Origin of the sequence: Clostridium sp. RTP31139st1_H3_RTP31139_211217, from assembly GCF_040227035.1 — a bacterium.
Lineage (GTDB): Bacteria > Bacillota > Clostridia > Clostridiales > Clostridiaceae > Clostridium > Clostridium saudiense.
On sequence record NZ_JBCOAB010000013.1, the window covers coordinates 1 to 16691 of the forward strand.

Genomic DNA, 16691 nt, shown 5'->3' on the forward strand with positions numbered 1-16691 from the left:
TGCCAATCGTCAGATTGTAAGTTTAAACTAGCTTTGAATTTATTAGCTTTCTGTTTAAAGAAAGGTGCAAATTTATTGGTCCAACTTGCTATAGTAACATGTGATACCTTAATACCAGAGTTAACTATCAAGAATTGAGAAATAGCTCTTGTTGATGAATTATTTAAAAAATATAGTGTTAATGCAGTTAATATCACATGTAGTGGAAAACGCATTCCTTTCATAGAAAGGGATCCGGTAATTAATTCACTAGATGCCATATAAATATTTGTAGTATGATGTTTAACTATTATGTGATTACACTTTTTGTTATTGCATTTGTAGCGATTGTAATATTTATATGAGTGATGTAAGTATGTTCCTTTACCACATTTAGGACATCTAGGATAATTTCTTTTAGGTAATCCTTCACCGTCGCCAAGTGCGAACTGGCGCTTACATTGCTTGCATTGATACTTTTGTTTAGCCTGCTTATTGAAACCAAACTTATATAGTTTATCAGAATGACAACGTGGGCATTTTATATTAGTCTTGTTCATTGTTCTTCTCTCCTTTTCTAAGGGGGGTATTATTTATTATTGCAAACTTATTGTATTTCCTTGAATTGAGAAGAGCAATGTTCATATAACTTAACAGATCGTCATTTATAGTAGGGGGAAATTATATTTTATCATAAATTATATAATAATAAAAATATAATTAAATATATACGTAAAAATATATTTAATCACAATAGAAAAATGAAATAAAATGTAGAAGGTTGTATTAAATGAATTCCTACAATATTATATATATGGAAGTATAAATTAAAAAGATTTATATTAATTATTAAAAAATTTAATTGTATAAAAGTAATGATTAAAATTGTATTTAGTATTATAATGAAAAAGTTAAGGGAGGATACTTCCTTAATTTTTTTGTTAAGAGAATTGGGAAAATATATAAAATCGTATCTTAGAAATGTGGTGATTAAGTGTTAGGTCTTATAGGAATAAGAAAAAATGTTGATATAAACATAAGAGAAAGATTGGCAATTGCATTAAGTAAGCAATCTAAGGCAGTAAAAGAATTAAATAAACTATATGAAGAAGTCGTAATAATAAGCACATGTAATAGGACAGAAATTTATATTTCAGGATGCTTAGAAAGTGAAGAGGATATAAGAAAAATATTTGAAGTATTAGACTGGGATATTTCACTTTTAGAGTATACCTTTTATCTTGAAGGAATAAGTGTAGCTAAGCATTTATTAGAAGTAGTTTGTGGTTTTCACTCTAAAATATTAGGAGAAGATCAAATATTAGGACAAATAAAACTAGCATATGAGTTAAGTTTGGAGAATAAGGCTATACACACAAAGCTTTTAAGATTATTTGAAGAAGCAATAAGTTGTGGAAAAAAATTTAGAACAGAAAGCAAATTGTATGAAATACCAGTATCAGCATCATCTATTGCAGTAAAGGAAGTTGAAGAATTTGGTGCAAGTAGTATTATGGTATTAGGATATGGCACAATAGGTAGTTTAGTAGTTAAATATGCATTGGGTAGTAAGTTTAATAAAGTATTTATTGTTGTAAGAAATAAGGGGAAGGTCCCAGATTTAAAAGATGACAGAGTAGAGATTTTAGACTTTAATGAATATAAAGATGTTATTAATGAGGTAGATGCAGTTATAAGTTGTACAGCAGCTCCTCACGTTGTTATAAAAAATGATTATATAAATAATAATGGAAAAGAAATTATGTTAATTGATTTAGCACTACCAAGAGATATTGATGAAGCTTTATCACAAAATGAAAGAGTAACTTTACTAGATATAGATACTATAAGCAAACTAGATGTAGATAATAAAAAATTAAGAAATGAAAAAATGAATGAGTATAAATTTTTAGTTGATGAATATTTAAATGAATACAAAAATTGGTTAAATATTCGAGAAGTTACATATTATATACATGAAATGAAGAATACAGGAAATAGTGTTATAGAAAGTAGAGTTAAGTCTTTTGAGCATAAATGTAAAGATAAGAGAGATATTGAGTTAGCTACAACTTTAATAAAGAGTACTTCAGACTATTATGTAAATAGAGCTATAAAATTATTAAAGGAAGAAAAGTTAAAAGGACGTGAAAATGAATGTCTGAATATTCTAAAGCAAATCTTCATGGAGAATTAAGTTATGCACCTATAACGTTTTTTGGAGAAAAACTTAAAATTGGAGTAATAGGGGCAGGGCGAGGTGCATTAATAAAGGTAAGGAACTTTTATAATAAAGGTAGTAATATAGAAGTTTTAGCATTAGATTTCTTAGAAGACTTTTATAAGTTTAATAGGGATAAAGTAAAGCTAATAAAGGGAAAGTATAATAAGGACTTTATATTAGATAAGCATTTAATAATAATTGCTATTGATAATAATGATGTAATTAATGAAATAAAAGATGATTGTAAAAAATTATGTAAAATTTATATCAATTCATCAAACTTTAAGGATGGAATGGGAGTAATACCTGTTACAAGAGAAAGTGAATTTATTACTGTAGCAGTTAATACTAAGGTAGGGAATCCAAGGGGGTCAGTAATGGTAGCAGAATCTATTACTGAATCTTTGGGAGAATTTGATGAATATATAAGACTAACAGGAGAAATAAGAAATTGCTTATTTTTAGATAAAGAAATTAAAGATGATTTATTAAAATTTATAAATTCAAGTGATTGTAAATTTTTTTATGATAAAGGTAAAATTTATAAAGTATTAAAATTGTTTTATAATGAAGAGATAGTTAGGAAGATAAAATCCTTAAGAAAGGAAGAGTAATATATGGAATTAATTTTAGCTACTAGAAAAAGTGCATTAGCTCAAACTCAAACTGAAACAGTAATGAAACTATTGAAGGATAAAGAAAACATTGATAGTAAAAAGCTTTTAGTAGTTACAGAAGGAGATAAAAGGCTTGATGTATCACTAAATAAAATCGGTGGTAAAGGATTATTTACAAAAGATATAGAAATTGCATTATTAGAAAAGAGAGCTCATGCTGCAGTTCATTCAATGAAGGATGTACCGTATGAAATGGGAGAGGATTTTGAGTTAATAGCAATGCCAGAAAGAGAAGATGTTAGGGATGTATTAGTCTGTAGTAGTGGATTAAAATTAGATCAGCTACCTAATGGAGCAATAATAGGAACTAGTAGTATAAGAAGAGCAGCTCAAATAAAATCTATAAGAAATGATTTAAATATAGTTCCTATAAGAGGAAATGTTGGAACAAGATTAGAGAAAATGAAAAATGAAGGTATGGATGGAATAATACTTGCAGCTGCAGGATTAAAAAGATTAGGTATGGAAGATATAATTACTGAATATTTAAATCCAGAAATATTTGTTCCAGCAGTTTCACAAGGAGCACTTGGAATTGAGTGCTTAAAAAATGGTGAGTATAATAAATATTTTAGAGAATTAGATAATAAAGATGTAAGAGTAACTGTAGAGGCTGAAAGAAGCTTTATGAGAGAATTAAATGGTGGATGCCATAGTTTAATTGGTGCATATGCAACTCTTGATGGAAATGATATATATATTATTGGAACATATGAAGTAAATGGTACAATAGTTAAAAAGGATATTTTAGGTAAAAAAGAAGATAATATTGAGCTAGGAAGAAAGTTAGCTCAAAAAATATTAAAAGCATAAAAGTACTAATGATATAACAGAATTTAATGAAGGTAGGAATTAAATATGAATGGAAAAGCTTATATTATAGGGACTGGACCGGGAGATGAAGAATTATTAACTGTAAAGGCAGTAAAGGTATTAAAAAAATGTACAGCAGTACTTTATGACAGATTAGTTTCTAATAACATTTTAAATTATTTAAATGATGATTGTTTAATTTATTATTGTGGAAAGGAACCAGGTGCTCACTATAAGACTCAAGAAGAAATAAATGAAATGATAGTGAAACTTGTAAAAGAAGGACATATAGTTGGAAGAGTTAAAGGTGGAGACCCATATGTTTTTGGTAGAGGTGGAGAAGAAGTTTTAGCTCTTGAAGAAGAAGGACTATGTTTTGAAGTAATACCAGGTGTAACTTCACCAATAGCTGTATTAAATTATGCAGGTATACCAATAACTCATAGAGGAATTGCACAAAGTTTTCATATTGTAACTGGAATGACAGGAACAAATGAAAAGCTTAATTGGGAAGCTCTTGCAAAAGAAAAAGGAACATTAGTATTTATGATGGGGCTTGAAAATATAGAAAGAATAGTATCAAATCTAATTACTAATGGAAAAGATAAAGAAACATCTGCAGCAATTGTAATGAGAGGAACATCATCAAAGCAAAGAAAAGTAATAGGAACTTTAGAGAATATTACTGATAAGGCCAGAGAGGCTCAGCTTAAGTCTCCATGTATTATAGTTGTAGGAGAAGTTGTTAATTTAAATGAAAAACTATCTTGGTATGAAGAAAAACCTTTATTTGGTACGAATGTCTGTATTACTAGATCAAGAGAACAAAGTTCAAGCTTAAAAAGTTCTTTAAGTGATTTAGGAGCAGAAGTAACTGAAATTAATTCTATTAAAATTAAATCAACTAAAGAAAACTTAAAAGAATATTTAGATAAGTTACCAGAATATGATCATATTATTTTAACTTCAGTAAATGGAGTTAATAATTTTTTTGATTATTTAATTGAAACAGGATACGATGTTAGAAATATAAAAGCTAAATTTTCTGTTGTTGGAAAGGCTACAAAAAAGGCATTAATAAATAGAGGAATAGTACCTTTTATTATGGCAAGAGAATTTGTAGGTGAAGGATTATTTAAAGTATTAGAGCCACATTTAGTTAAAGGAGAAAAAGTTTTAATTCCATGTTCATCAAGTAGCAGAAGTTATTTATATGATGAAATAAGTGCATTAGGATTACATGTAGATAGAGTTCATACTTATGATACTGTTTGTGGAACTGTAAAAAATAAGAGAGTATTTGATGAAGTAGATTATGTATTATTTACAAGTCCTAGCACAGTAACTAATATGATTGATATGTTAGGAATAGAAGCTATAAGAGAGAAGAAGCTTATTGCAATAGGACCACAAACAGCAAAAGCAATAAATGCAAATAATATGGAATGCTTTGTATGTAGGAAGCACTCAGAAGAAGGATTCCTTAAGGAAATAATAGAATTCAAGGAGGCAGAAAATGTTTAGAAGAGGGAGAAGGTTAAGAACAAATTCTGTAATAAGAAATTTAGTTAGGGAAAATTCATTAAGTGTAGATGATTTTATTTATCCAGTATTCGTGGTTGAAGGTAATAATATAAAGAGAGAAATAAGTTCTTTAAAAGGCAATTACCATTGGTCAGTAGATAAATTAGATGAATTAGTTAAAGAGTTAAATGAAGCAAAGGTTAAATCAGTAATTTTATTTGGTATTCCTGATCATAAGGATTGTGTTGGTAGCGAAGCTTATAATGATAATGGTATAGTACAAAAAGCTATTAGAAGATTAAAAGAACTTAATAGTAATTTATATATAATTACAGATGTTTGTATGTGTGAATATACTGATCATGGTCATTGTGGTATTTTAGATAATCATAATGTTAATAATGATAAAACTTTAGTATATTTAGGTGAAATTGCTTTATCTCATGCTAAGGCTGGAGCTGATATGGTTGCTCCTTCAGATATGATGGATGGAAGAATAGGATATATAAGAGAAGTTTTAGATAAAAACGGATTTGAAAGTTTACCTATAATGAGTTATGCAGCTAAATATTCATCAGCATTTTATGGACCATTTAGGGAAGCGGCAGGTTCTGCACCAAGCTTTGGAGATAGAAAGGGATATCAAATGGACCCAGCAAATTCTAGAGAAGCAATGGCAGAAATTGAAGCAGATTTAAATGAAGGTGCAGATGTAATAATGGTTAAACCTGCAATGTCGTATTTAGATATAGTAAAAGAAGCAAGAGACAAAATTAATGCTCCTATTTGTGTTTATAATGTAAGTGGTGAATATGCTATGGTTAAAAATGCTGGTGAAGCAGGATTAATTAATGAAAAATTAGTTGCATCAGAAATGCTTTTATCAATGAAAAGAGCTGGTGCTAAGATGATAATAACTTATTATGCATTAGAGGCAGCTAAATGGCTTAAGGAGGATGAATAATATGTCTAATAAAGAAATTTTTGAAGAATCAAAGAAGTATATGCCTGGAGGAGTTAACTCTCCAGTAAGAGCATATAGAGATATGGGAATAGATCCTCCAGTAATGAAGTCAGGAAAAGGGGTAATATTAACTGATGAAGATGGTAAGGATTATATAGATTTTGTACTTGCATGGGGACCTATGATTTTAGGGCATTCTAATGAAGATGTAGTAACTGCAATTAAAGAAATATCAGAGTCAGCAATTGCGTTTGGAACACCAACTGATTTAGAACTTAAAATGAGTAAGTTCTTATGTGAGGAAATGGATAATGTTGAAATGGTTAGATTTGTTAACTCAGGTACAGAAGCTACAATGAGTGCTATAAAACTAGCTAGAGGATATACAGGTAAAAATAAAATAATTAAATTTGCTGGATGTTATCATGGACACTTTGATGGCTTTTTAGTTGAAGCAGGATCAGGTGTATTAACTGAAGGAATAGCTGGTTGTTTAGGTATACCAAATGATAGTATTAAAAATACTTTAGTTGGCGTATATAATGATATGGAGCAAGTTAGATCTTTATTTGAAGCATATGGAGATGATATTGCTGCAGTAATTATTGAGCCAGTTGCAGGTAATATGGGAGTAGTTAAGGCTGAAGATGAATTTATGGAAACTTTAAGAGTATTATGTGATGAATATGGTTCATTATTAATATTTGATGAAGTTATGAGTGGATTTAGAGTTGCTTATAAAGGGGCTCAAAGTTTATTCAATGTTAAGCCAGACTTAATTACTTATGCAAAGATAATAGGGGGAGGACTTCCTTGTGGTCTTTATGGTGGTAGACGTGATATAATGGAAAAATTATCACCTGTAGGCGGAGTATATCAGGCTGGTACTATGTCAGGAAATCCAGTTGTTATGGCAGCTGGAATGGCGACTTTAAATATATTAAAAGCAAATCAAGGAATTTATGATCATATAAATAAATTAGGTGAAAAGCTTCAAAATGGAATTGAAGATATTGCAAGAGAAAAGGGAATTAAATTAACAGTTAATAGAGTTGGGGGAATGATGACTGTATTCTTTACAGATAGAAATCCTGTTAGAACTTATGAAGATGCAAAAAGCTGTGATTTAGAAATGTTTAGAAAATATTTCTTGCATATGAATAAAAATGGATTCAATATACCACAATCTCAATTTGAATCAATGTTTTTAAGTGCAGTTCATACTGAAGAACACATAGATAAATTCTTAGAAACATTTAAAAGATTTCAACCATAAGGGAATTAAATAGTTAATAGTCTTTAGATAGTTAAGGGTTAATAGTTTTGAGTTAATAGTTGGGGAGTTTCAAAAAATATTATAAATTCAGCCTAAGTAGAATTTATTAATTAACTCTTAACTCTTAACTAAAAAAAGGGGGGATTTTATGAGTAAAGCAATAGTTTTAGTAGCGTTTGGAAGTGCAAATTTAGAGGGGATTAAACAAAGTATAGGTTTATTAGAGCAGGATTTAAATGAATATTTTGATGGAGAGTATACAGTACTTAAGGCTTTTACATCAAATAAAATAATTGAACTTTTAAAAGAAAGACATGATTATATTATTCCACATTTAAGTAAGGCATTATTTAACTTAGTTAACCAAGGGTATGAAGAAGTTATAATACAGCCATTACACATAATGAGTACTAGTGATATAAAACGTATAGAAGAAGTTGTTGATGAATATAAATACTCTATGAAAAGAATAGTGGTTTGTAAAACTTTATTTTCTAATGAAGAAGAAGTACTAATAAAAGAAAGTAAGGAAATAGCAAATATAATTTGTGATGATTCAGAGAAAAGTGACATATTATTAGTTGGGCATGGATCTAAGAAAAACTCAAATAAAATATATGATATTATTGCAGAATCAGTGAGAGAGAAGTGTAATAAAAGAGTTTATTTAGCAACTTTAGAAGGTGAAAAAACTTTAGATTTAGCAATTGAAGAAATACTAAAAGATGATACTAAAAAAATAGTATTGAAGTCTTTATTTATAATTCCAGGAAAGCATGTAATTGATGATATATTAAATAGTAATGATTCATGGAGTGAAAAATTAAAATCCAAAGGTATAGAGATAACTATTGGTAAAAAGTCATTATTACAGTATGAAAAAATAAGAGAAATGTATATTAAAAGAATAAATAAAATAATTGAAAGTTAATAAAGGTTTAGAACTCTAGTTAGATTAATAAGATTTAACTAGGGTTTCTTATTTATAAAATTAATTGATTATTGAAGTAGAATATAGATATTAATTTTGACTATACAATTAATAAAATATAAGTTTTTTTAATCATTATTTTTATTTGTTTAAAAAGTAAACCTTTATATTAATAGTTTGAGGAATTTTAAAAGTATGGGATTTTTCGTTTGAAAAAAGTAGAAAAAAGTTGTATCATATATAATTGTGATAAAAAAATACAAAGATTATAAATTAGGTAGAGGTGTAGAAATGTATAAGAGAGAAATTGATAATTTAACTCACTCTGCAGAAGTAAAAATTGGCTTATTTAATAAGAGTATAGCTAAATATTTAACATCTGCATTCTTAGGAAGCTTTTTTGTAAGCTTAGGAATTATGTTAATTTATACAATTGGCGGAACAATGCATCATGCAGGCGTTGAAACTTACAAAATATTAATGGGAGCATGCTTTGGTGTTGCTTTAACTTTAGTATTTATGTGTGGTGGAGATTTATTTACTAGTAATGCAATGATAATGACTATTGGAGCTTTAGAAAAGAAAGTAACTTGGTTAGATGCATTAAAGATTTGGATTGCAGTTTGGTTTGGTAACTTAATAGGTGGTGTTGTAGGGGCATTACTATATGTACAAGCTGGACTTGCTAGCGGTAAAAGTGAATATATTGGAGAATTTATTGTAAACAATGTTGCAACAAAGATGAATACACCAGGAATGGAATTATTCCTAAGAGGTTTATTATGTAATGTATTAGTTTGTTTAGCAACTTGGTGTGCATATAAATTAAAAGAAGAAACAGCAAAAATACTAATGATATGGTGGTGTTTATTCACATTTATAACTGCTGGATTTGAACATAGTGTTGCAAATATGGGATTCTTAACTATGGGATTATTATTACCTCACGGAGCAGATGTTACTATTATGGGCATGGTTCATAACTTACTTTGGGTTTCATTAGGTAACTTTGTTGGTGGAGTATTATTTGTAGGTTTACCATATTACTTTATAACAAAAGAAAAGAAAAATTCTTAATAATATTATTGATGGCAGCTATTAATCTTAGCTGTCATTTTTTTGTAAAAATTAAAGTTGACTAAAATAGTAAGAAATAATATTGACAAATAATTATTATTAGTTGATAATATTGTTTAGGGAAACCTATAAATACATTTAGACGGAGGAATAAGCAAAATGAAAGCATTTGTAGATGAAAATGTATGTATTAGCTGTGGATTATGTGAAGGTGTCTGTTCAGACGTATTTTCATTAGACACAGGGGTTGCAGTTGCAATTGAAGGTGAAATTTCAAGTGATCTAGAAGATTCAGTAAGAGAAGCTTGTGATGGATGTCCTGTACAAGCTATTTCTATAGAAGAATAATTACTTGGAAAAATTATAGGTTAAAAATAGACACAAAGGAGATGGAATTATGTCAAAAGTATGTTTATGCAGAGGAATAACAGAAGAACAAATAGTTGAAGCTGTAAAGAATGGGGCAACTTCTTTCGAAGAAGTTAAGGAAGAAACTGGTGCAGGTGCTGGTGGATGCCGTGGCGGAAGATGTAAATGTAACATCGAATTATTAATAGAAAAAAATAAATAATTTTTAATTAATGAATAAATACACTACGTATTATAATTTGTAGTTGTAATTTTGATTAATTAAATAAAATTTATAATTTTATTTAAGGTAGCAGTATACTAATTTATACTGCTACCTTTTTCATTAATCAGAAAATAAGCTATTTAATATCATACCTACAATAACTAAGACAATTCCTATATAGCCAATAGTTGTTGGTAAGGTTGTTTTTAATATTAAAATTTCTCCAAGAAGTGTGAAAATAACTTCACCGGCTTGTGTTGCTTCAATTACAGCAAGCTGATGATGATTGCCTTTAACAAGTTCTGTAGCTTTAAAAAATAAAGTCGTAGCAATTACTCCAGAAAATAAAGCTACTAAAAAAGATTGAAGCACTTGGCTATCTGAAGGTAAACCAACTGTTACTATTCCCAAAATAGATAAAATAAGCCAAAAAGGAAGGCTACATAAAGTCATACCAAAGACTCTTTGGAAGGTATTTAATTCATTATTACAAACATCCATCATTTTTCTATTGCCTAATGGATAAGCAAATGCAGCAATTATTACTGGAATTACCCCAAATAAAATTTGAGAAAATGAAATATTATTTGCTTGCTGAACTTGAATTAAAAATACTCCTATTAATATTATTACTGAGAAATATAATGCCTTTTTTGGTATAGAATTTCTTTTATGAGCTATATAATTAGGTCCTATAGTTATAGTGAAAAATAATGGAGATAAGAGAGCCCCAGCTATAATAGTAATTTGCCATGTGCTTGCAACCATCCAAGAAGCGCCGTATTTTGAGGCGAAGCTAAGAGGTGCATAAAATAATCCAAAACCTACAGTGCTCCAAATGAACCAAGATTTTGGATCACTTTTTATTGATTTAAAAACAGGTTTAATTTCTTTCTTTAATAAAAGTATTATAAATAAAATAGGTAACATAAATAGATATCTAAGAGAGGCGATCCATACCCAGCTTCCCCCAGAAATATTCATTTGACTATTAAGTATAAATGTGAATGAAAAGAAAAAAGCAGCTAATAATCCAAGTGAAAAAGCTTTCTTCATAGTAAATCCTCCTAAAGTTTTCATATGTTAATATAAGTTACTAAATAGTTATAACTATGTATAAATAAATTAAAAAATGGACAAATTCTATTAGAAAATGTCCATTAATAATACAATTATTCTACTGTATAAATCCAGCCTTCAGGTGCTTCGATATCACCAAATTGAATTCCGCAAAGAATTCTATAAAGTTCTTTAGTTACAGGCCCAACTTCAGTTTCGCTGTAGAATACATGAAGTTTATCTTTATACTCTATTCCTCCAATTGGAGTTATAACTGCAGCTGTTCCACAAGCACCAGCTTCCTTAAAATCATCAAGAGAATCTATAGGAACTTGTCTTTCATATACAGGCATATGCAAATATTTTTCTGCAATTTCCATTAGAGAATATTTTGTAATACTTGGTAAGACAGAAGGTGATAATGGAGTAACAAATTCATTATTTTTAGTTATACCAAAGAAATTAGCAGCACCAACTTCTTCAATATTAGTTCTAGTTGCAGGGTCAAGGTAAATACAATCTGCAAAACCTCTATCAGCAGCTATTTTATGAGGATGCATTGAAGCAGCATAGTTACCACCAACTTTTTGTCCACCAGTACCATGAGGAGCAGCTCTATCATAATCAGCAATCATAAAGTTACAAGGAGTAAGTCCGCTTTTAAAGTATGCACCAACAGGTAAACAGAATACACAGAATATATATTCAGGAGCAGGTTTAACTCCAATATTATCTCCAACACCTATTACAAATGGTCTTAAATATAATGTACCACCAGTTCCATATGGTGGAATATAAGCTTCGTTAGCTTTAACAACTTGCATACAAGCATCTATAAACTTTTCTTCCGGAATTTCAGGCATAAGAAGTTTTCTAAGACTTGAATTAAGTCTTTCAGCATTTTTATTAGGTCTGAAAAGTTGAATTTTTCCTTCTTTAGTTCTATAAGCCTTTAATCCCTCAAAACAGGATTGTCCATAATGAAGTGCGCAAGATGCTTCACTTATTGTAAGCATATTATCTTCTGTTAAATGGCCAGCATCCCATTTACCATCTTTCCAATTAGAAATGTAACGGAAATCAGTTTTGATGTATTCGAACCCCAAGTTATTCCAATCGATGTTTACTTTTTTAGTCATTTAAATCGCCCCTTTATTTATACGTAATTTTTGTGATTAGTTTATTTAATTTTTAAGATAAGTTAAAAAGGAAATTCCTGTTCTTAATTATGTAACTTATATTAAATAAAGCTAGAATTTAATATAAGTTGAAATTTAGAATTTCACTTATGTTTATAGTATTATCTTAATTATTTATTTTACCACTAATGTAAAAAATCTTAAATAGTTAAATGATAAATTTATGGTAAATTTTATTAATATATATGAAAATGTTCAAATGTATAATATAATATTATTTAAATGGTAAAAATTAAGTTATTTTATTGAATAAGAAGGTAGGAGGAAAAATAATGAAGAGAGAAGTAATACAGACTAATAATGCACCAGGAGCAATAGGTCCATATTCACAAGGAATAGCAGTTGGAGATTTTGTTTATACATCAGGACAAATTCCACTAAATCCTTCAACAGGAGAATTAGTAACAGATATTAAGCTTGCTACTAAGCAATCAATGGAGAATGTAAAAGCTATATTAGAATCAGCTGGAACATCATTAGATAATGTAATAAAAACAAGTATATTTTTAAAAGATTTAAATGATTTTGAAGCAGTAAATGAAGTTTATGGAACTTATTTTACTGAAAATAAACCAGCTAGAAGTTGTGTTCAAGTTGCAAAATTGCCTAAAGATGCAGTTATAGAAATAGAAGCAATAGCTATAAAATAAAGATAAAATATATTATTAAATTAATAATAAGTAGTATTAAAAAATAATAATTATTAATAAAAGACCTTTAGGTCTTTTTTATTTTACTTAAATATAGTAAATTATATAATTGATGAATAGAATTATTAGGTGAAATAATACTATAATACTAAGTAGATTGATATTTACATATGAAGGGAGTTTATTCTATGAAAAGAAATAAGATGAAATTAGGTGCTATATTAATAAGTATACTAATTACAATTGGAATATTCGCTGGTTGTGAAAGTAAAGCTAGTGAAGAAATAAATGTATTAAATTATGGTGCTAATGCAGCAGAAGAAGTTTATAAAGAATTCCAAAAAGCAACGGGAATAAAAGTAAATGAAAAAACTTTTGATGATATGCAGTATATGTATCAAGAGGTTGCTAGCGGAAAGGTAGATTATGATGTTATTTTAGTTTCGGATGATATGGCTGAAAAGATGATAAAAGAAGAATTGCTTCAAAAGATAAATAAAGATAATATACCTAATATAGTAAATATGAATGAAGGGGATATGGGTAAACCATATGATCTTAATAATGATTATACTGTACCATATATGAACGGTACAATTGGATTAATATATAATACTGAAGTTATTGATGAAGACATAACAAGTTGGAAGAGCTTATTTGATTCTAAATATAAAGATGAAGTATTTATGTTTGATAATATGAGAGATACAATTGGAGTAGCTTTAAAAACATTAGGATATTCATTAAATTCAACTAATGAAGAAGAATTAAAAGAAGCTGGAGAATTATTAATAAAGCAAAAGAAAGAATTAAATCCAACATATGGAGCAGATGAAGTTTTAGATTTAATGAGATCAGGGGAAAAATCTATTGCTATGATTTGGTCAGGAGAGGGATTAAACTTAGAAGCTGAAGACGATAGATTTAAATATGTAATTCCAGAAGAAGGTGCTGATTTCTGGTTAGACTCTTGGGCAATTCCTAAGTCTGCAAAAAATGTCAGCGGAGCAGAAAAATTTATAGATTTTATGAGTAGTAAAGACATAGCGTTAAGAACAGCTGATGAAATAGGATATACTACACCACAAAAGCAAGCTATGGAGGAACAAGCTGATGAAATTAAGAATAATGAAAATGCATATATGCCACAAGAAATATTAGATAAGTGTGAAGGATATAAGTTTTTAGATAAGGAGAATTTAGAATTATATCAAGAGGTTTGGATTAAAGTTAAAAGTTAAGATAATTAGATAATATTCACAATAATACTTTGTGGAAAAACTAGAGTGTATAGTATATAATATTTGTAAAAGGACATGAGCTTAGGAGGAGAGAATATGGATAAAATAATTGACTTTAATGAGCTTAAAAATAGAGTTAATGATAAAGATGTAGATCAATTTGAATCATATATTTATAGTTTATATTATAAGGTTGCTGAAGGTAAGCTATCTATGGCGGATTTTTCAAACCAATTAACTGAGTATATGGTACAAAATAACATTTCTCAAGATAAGTTTTTAAAAATGCAAACTAAACTTATGGAGAGATATGGAATAGATACTACAGGATTTGAAGAGCAACTTAAAAGTTTAGGCTTAAATAATATTTCAACTGATCCTAAAGATTATGAAAAAGTTAGAAGAACTTTAGGTTTTCAAGAAAAATATAAAGATAGACTAAAAGTAAAAGGTGCAACTGAATATACAATAAATAACGATAAAAATAATCTTACTATTCTTTTAGATGAACATAACGTTATTTTAAAAAGCCCAGGAAAAATAGATTTAGCGGACAATGAATTAAATGAATTTTTATGTTCATATAAAAAGACAGTTGAGAATGACGTGCTTAAGATTTCACTTTGTGAAGATACAAGAGAATATGATTACTAAAAATAGAAACAAATTTCTATTTATTTTAACTAAATTTTATGTATAATGAATAAGGGAGGTAGCCAATTTAAAGTGGCAAATTATAGGTGAAGTGTTATTAATTAAGCTTATGCTGTAAGTTTAATATATAATTTGAAATTGCCTAATTGCAACTAAGAGATTGGATACACCCTTATTTTAATGTAAAAAAATAAATTGATATAAATAAAGTTATTATAAATTTTACGTTGCTGGAGGATGAGGATGAGCGTTTTAACAGTTAAGAATATCAGCCATGGATTTGGTGATAGAGCAATTTTTGAAGATGTATCATTTAGATTACTAAAGGGAGAACATGTAGGTCTTATTGGAGCAAATGGTGAGGGTAAGTCTACATTTATGAATATAATTACTAGCAAATTAATGCCTGATGAGGGAAAAGTAATTTGGAGTAATAGAGTTAGAGTTGGTTATATGGATCAACATGCTGAACTTGCAAAAGGATTAACTATAAGAGATGTCCTTAGAAGTGCATTCCAATACTTATTTGACATGGAAACTGAAATGAATGAACTTTATGGTAGAATGGGCGAAATGGACGAAGATGAAATGAATAAGGCTTTAGAAAGAACAGCTGTTATTCAAGACATGTTAGATAATAATGGATTTTACGTTATAGATGCTAAGGCAGAAGAAGTTGCTAAGGGGTTAGGACTTTTAGATGTAGGTCTTGACAGAGATGTTACTGAACTTAGTGGTGGACAAAGAACTAAAGTATTATTAGGAAAGCTTTTACTTGAAAATCCTGATATTCTTTTACTAGACGAGCCTACTAACTATTTAGATGAAGCGCATATTGAATGGTTAAAGAGATTCTTACAATCATATGAAAATGCATTTATTTTAATATCACATGATATTCCATTCTTAAATTCAGTTATTAACTTAATTTATCATGTGGAAAATAGAAAGCTTACTAGATATGTTGGGGATTATTATGAATTCCAAAGAATTTACGAAGCTAATAAAGCACAATTAGAAGCTGCATATGAAAGACAACAAGCAGAGGTTGCACAACTTAAAGATTTCGTTGCTAGAAATAAAGCAAGAGTGGCAACAAGTGGTATGGCAAAGGCTAGACAAAAGAAGCTTGATAAGATGGAAATGATTGAACTTGCAGCTGAAAAACCAAAGCCAGAATTCAATTTCTTAAAGGGAAGAACTTCAGGTAAGGTTATATTTGAAACTAAAGATTTAGTTATTGGATATAATGAGCCTTTAACTAAACCTCTAAATCTTTATATGGAAAGAGGACAAAAGATAGCTTTAGTTGGAGCAAATGGGCTTGGTAAGACTACACTTTTAAAGAGTTTAATGGGAGTAATTCCTTCATTAGGTGGAGAAGTTAGTTTAGGTGAATATCAACAAATTGGTTATTTCGAACAAGAAATAAAAGAAGCTAATTATAATACTTGTATTGAAGAAGTATGGGAAAAGTTCCCTTCTAAGACTCAATATGAAGTAAGATCAGCTCTTGCTAAATGTGGTTTAACAACTAAGCACATTGAAAGTAAGGTATGTGTATTAAGTGGTGGAGAGCAAGCAAAGGTAAGATTATGTAAGCTTATTAATGAAGAAACAAATATCTTAATCCTAGATGAGCCTACTAACCATTTAGATGTTGAAGCTAAAGAGGAATTAAAGAGAGCTTTAAAGGAATATAAGGGAAGTATTTTACTTGTGTGCCATGAGCCTGAGTTCTATAAGGATGTTGTAACAGATATCTGGAATTGCGAGGAGTGGACTACTAAAGTTGTATAGTAGAGTTATATTAAGAGTTAGTGTAAAAGCTAGCTCTTTTTTATTTATG

General features: G+C 28.8%; 17 protein-coding genes. 14 read left to right on the forward strand and 3 right to left on the reverse strand.

Annotated features, from left to right (window positions below):
- On the reverse strand, window positions 1-539 hold a 539-nt coding region (locus ABUA17_RS07555), incomplete at its 3' end, for an IS1/IS1595 family N-terminal zinc-binding domain-containing protein (protein WP_341484341.1).
- A 434-nt stretch (window positions 540-973) separates the two neighbouring features.
- Between ABUA17_RS07555 and hemA the strand changes: the two genes are divergently transcribed.
- From hemA to ABUA17_RS07605, 10 genes are all read left to right on the forward strand, one after another.
- Window positions 974-2176 carry a glutamyl-tRNA reductase gene (gene hemA, locus ABUA17_RS07560; protein ID WP_042395182.1) on the forward strand — a complete coding sequence of 401 codons (1203 nt, stop codon included), beginning with the start codon at window positions 974-976 and terminating at the stop codon, window positions 2174-2176.
- Entirely contained in the window at window positions 2137-2817 is a 681-nt protein-coding gene (locus tag ABUA17_RS07565; RefSeq protein ID WP_042395180.1) for an NAD(P)-dependent oxidoreductase, read from the forward strand. Before hemA ends, ABUA17_RS07565 begins: the two co-directional genes overlap by 40 nt.
- A 3-nt stretch (window positions 2818-2820) precedes the next feature.
- Window positions 2821-3693, forward strand: coding sequence for a hydroxymethylbilane synthase (hemC, locus tag ABUA17_RS07570; protein WP_042395178.1), 873 nt, complete (start codon window positions 2821-2823; stop codon window positions 3691-3693).
- A gap of 45 nt (window positions 3694-3738) precedes the next feature.
- Window positions 3739-5217: a uroporphyrinogen-III C-methyltransferase gene (gene cobA / locus ABUA17_RS07575; RefSeq protein ID WP_055276574.1), complete on the forward strand. Its 1479-nt coding sequence runs from the start codon at window positions 3739-3741 to the stop codon at window positions 5215-5217.
- Window positions 5210-6181, forward strand: coding sequence for a porphobilinogen synthase (gene hemB, locus ABUA17_RS07580; RefSeq protein WP_042395173.1), 972 nt, complete (start codon window positions 5210-5212; stop codon window positions 6179-6181). The genes cobA and hemB overlap by 8 nt, the downstream gene beginning before the upstream one ends.
- Window position 6182: 1 nt before the next feature.
- Entirely contained in the window at window positions 6183-7457 is a 1275-nt protein-coding gene (hemL, locus tag ABUA17_RS07585; protein ID WP_042395171.1) for a glutamate-1-semialdehyde 2,1-aminomutase, read from the forward strand.
- Between the two features lie 148 nt (window positions 7458-7605).
- Window positions 7606-8388: a sirohydrochlorin cobaltochelatase gene (locus tag ABUA17_RS07590; protein WP_042395170.1), complete on the forward strand. Its 783-nt coding sequence runs from the start codon at window positions 7606-7608 to the stop codon at window positions 8386-8388.
- A 291-nt stretch (window positions 8389-8679) separates the two neighbouring features.
- Entirely contained in the window at window positions 8680-9465 is a 786-nt protein-coding gene (locus tag ABUA17_RS07595; RefSeq protein ID WP_042395167.1) for a formate/nitrite transporter family protein, read from the forward strand.
- A 159-nt stretch (window positions 9466-9624) separates the two neighbouring features.
- Complete coding sequence (locus tag ABUA17_RS07600; protein ID WP_042395164.1) at window positions 9625-9813, forward strand: ferredoxin; 189 nt, start codon at window positions 9625-9627, stop codon at window positions 9811-9813.
- A gap of 49 nt (window positions 9814-9862) precedes the next feature.
- Complete coding sequence (locus ABUA17_RS07605) at window positions 9863-10036, forward strand: (2Fe-2S)-binding protein (RefSeq protein WP_042395161.1); 174 nt, start codon at window positions 9863-9865, stop codon at window positions 10034-10036.
- 123 nt (window positions 10037-10159) lie between these two features.
- On the opposite strand, the gene ABUA17_RS07610 is transcribed toward ABUA17_RS07605, so the two are convergent.
- Window positions 10160-11095, reverse strand: coding sequence for a DMT family transporter (locus tag ABUA17_RS07610; protein WP_195951091.1), 936 nt, complete (start codon window positions 11093-11095; stop codon window positions 10160-10162).
- 116 nt (window positions 11096-11211) lie between these two features.
- Window positions 11212-12237 (reverse strand): branched-chain amino acid aminotransferase, encoded by a 1026-nt coding sequence (locus ABUA17_RS07615; protein ID WP_055276569.1) that lies wholly within the window; start codon window positions 12235-12237, stop codon window positions 11212-11214.
- A 332-nt stretch (window positions 12238-12569) separates the two neighbouring features.
- Between ABUA17_RS07615 and ABUA17_RS07620 the strand changes: the two genes are divergently transcribed.
- The 4 genes from ABUA17_RS07620 to ABUA17_RS07635 all read left to right on the forward strand — a co-directional run bounded on the left by ABUA17_RS07620 (window position 12570) and on the right by ABUA17_RS07635 (window position 16642).
- The gene (locus ABUA17_RS07620) at window positions 12570-12947 is read left to right on the forward strand and encodes a RidA family protein (RefSeq protein WP_042395155.1); all 378 of its coding nucleotides are present in this window, start codon (window positions 12570-12572) and stop codon (window positions 12945-12947) included.
- A 188-nt stretch (window positions 12948-13135) separates the two neighbouring features.
- A complete protein-coding gene (locus ABUA17_RS07625; RefSeq protein WP_349817947.1) occupies window positions 13136-14188 on the forward strand; it encodes an ABC transporter substrate-binding protein in 1053 nt (350 codons plus the stop codon).
- 96 nt (window positions 14189-14284) lie between these two features.
- Window positions 14285-14842, forward strand: a complete 558-nt coding sequence (locus tag ABUA17_RS07630) for a DUF3867 domain-containing protein (protein ID WP_042395150.1) — start codon at window positions 14285-14287, stop codon at window positions 14840-14842.
- A gap of 243 nt (window positions 14843-15085) precedes the next feature.
- Window positions 15086-16642, forward strand: coding sequence for an ABC-F family ATP-binding cassette domain-containing protein (locus tag ABUA17_RS07635; protein WP_042395146.1), 1557 nt, complete (start codon window positions 15086-15088; stop codon window positions 16640-16642).
- Window positions 16643-16691: the final 49 nt, after the last annotated feature.

Coding starts and splice junctions, on each gene's coding strand:
- cobA (WP_055276574.1), top strand. CDS start 3,739: ATGAATGGAAAAGCTTATATTATAGGGACTGGACCGGGAGATGAAGAA.
- ABUA17_RS07565 (WP_042395180.1), top strand. CDS start 2,137: ATGTCTGAATATTCTAAAGCAAATCTTCATGGAGAATTAAGTTATGCA.
- ABUA17_RS07615 (WP_055276569.1), bottom strand. CDS start 12,237: ATGACTAAAAAAGTAAACATCGATTGGAATAACTTGGGGTTCGAATAC.
- ABUA17_RS07630 (WP_042395150.1), top strand. CDS start 14,285: ATGGATAAAATAATTGACTTTAATGAGCTTAAAAATAGAGTTAATGAT.
- ABUA17_RS07605 (WP_042395161.1), top strand. CDS start 9,863: ATGTCAAAAGTATGTTTATGCAGAGGAATAACAGAAGAACAAATAGTT.
- ABUA17_RS07625 (WP_349817947.1), top strand. CDS start 13,136: ATGAAAAGAAATAAGATGAAATTAGGTGCTATATTAATAAGTATACTA.
- ABUA17_RS07595 (WP_042395167.1), top strand. CDS start 8,680: ATGTATAAGAGAGAAATTGATAATTTAACTCACTCTGCAGAAGTAAAA.
- hemC (WP_042395178.1), top strand. CDS start 2,821: ATGGAATTAATTTTAGCTACTAGAAAAAGTGCATTAGCTCAAACTCAA.
- ABUA17_RS07590 (WP_042395170.1), top strand. CDS start 7,606: ATGAGTAAAGCAATAGTTTTAGTAGCGTTTGGAAGTGCAAATTTAGAG.
- ABUA17_RS07610 (WP_195951091.1), bottom strand. CDS start 11,095: ATGAAGAAAGCTTTTTCACTTGGATTATTAGCTGCTTTTTTCTTTTCA.
- hemB (WP_042395173.1), top strand. CDS start 5,210: ATGTTTAGAAGAGGGAGAAGGTTAAGAACAAATTCTGTAATAAGAAAT.
- hemL (WP_042395171.1), top strand. CDS start 6,183: ATGTCTAATAAAGAAATTTTTGAAGAATCAAAGAAGTATATGCCTGGA.
- ABUA17_RS07620 (WP_042395155.1), top strand. CDS start 12,570: ATGAAGAGAGAAGTAATACAGACTAATAATGCACCAGGAGCAATAGGT.
- ABUA17_RS07600 (WP_042395164.1), top strand. CDS start 9,625: ATGAAAGCATTTGTAGATGAAAATGTATGTATTAGCTGTGGATTATGT.
- ABUA17_RS07635 (WP_042395146.1), top strand. CDS start 15,086: ATGAGCGTTTTAACAGTTAAGAATATCAGCCATGGATTTGGTGATAGA.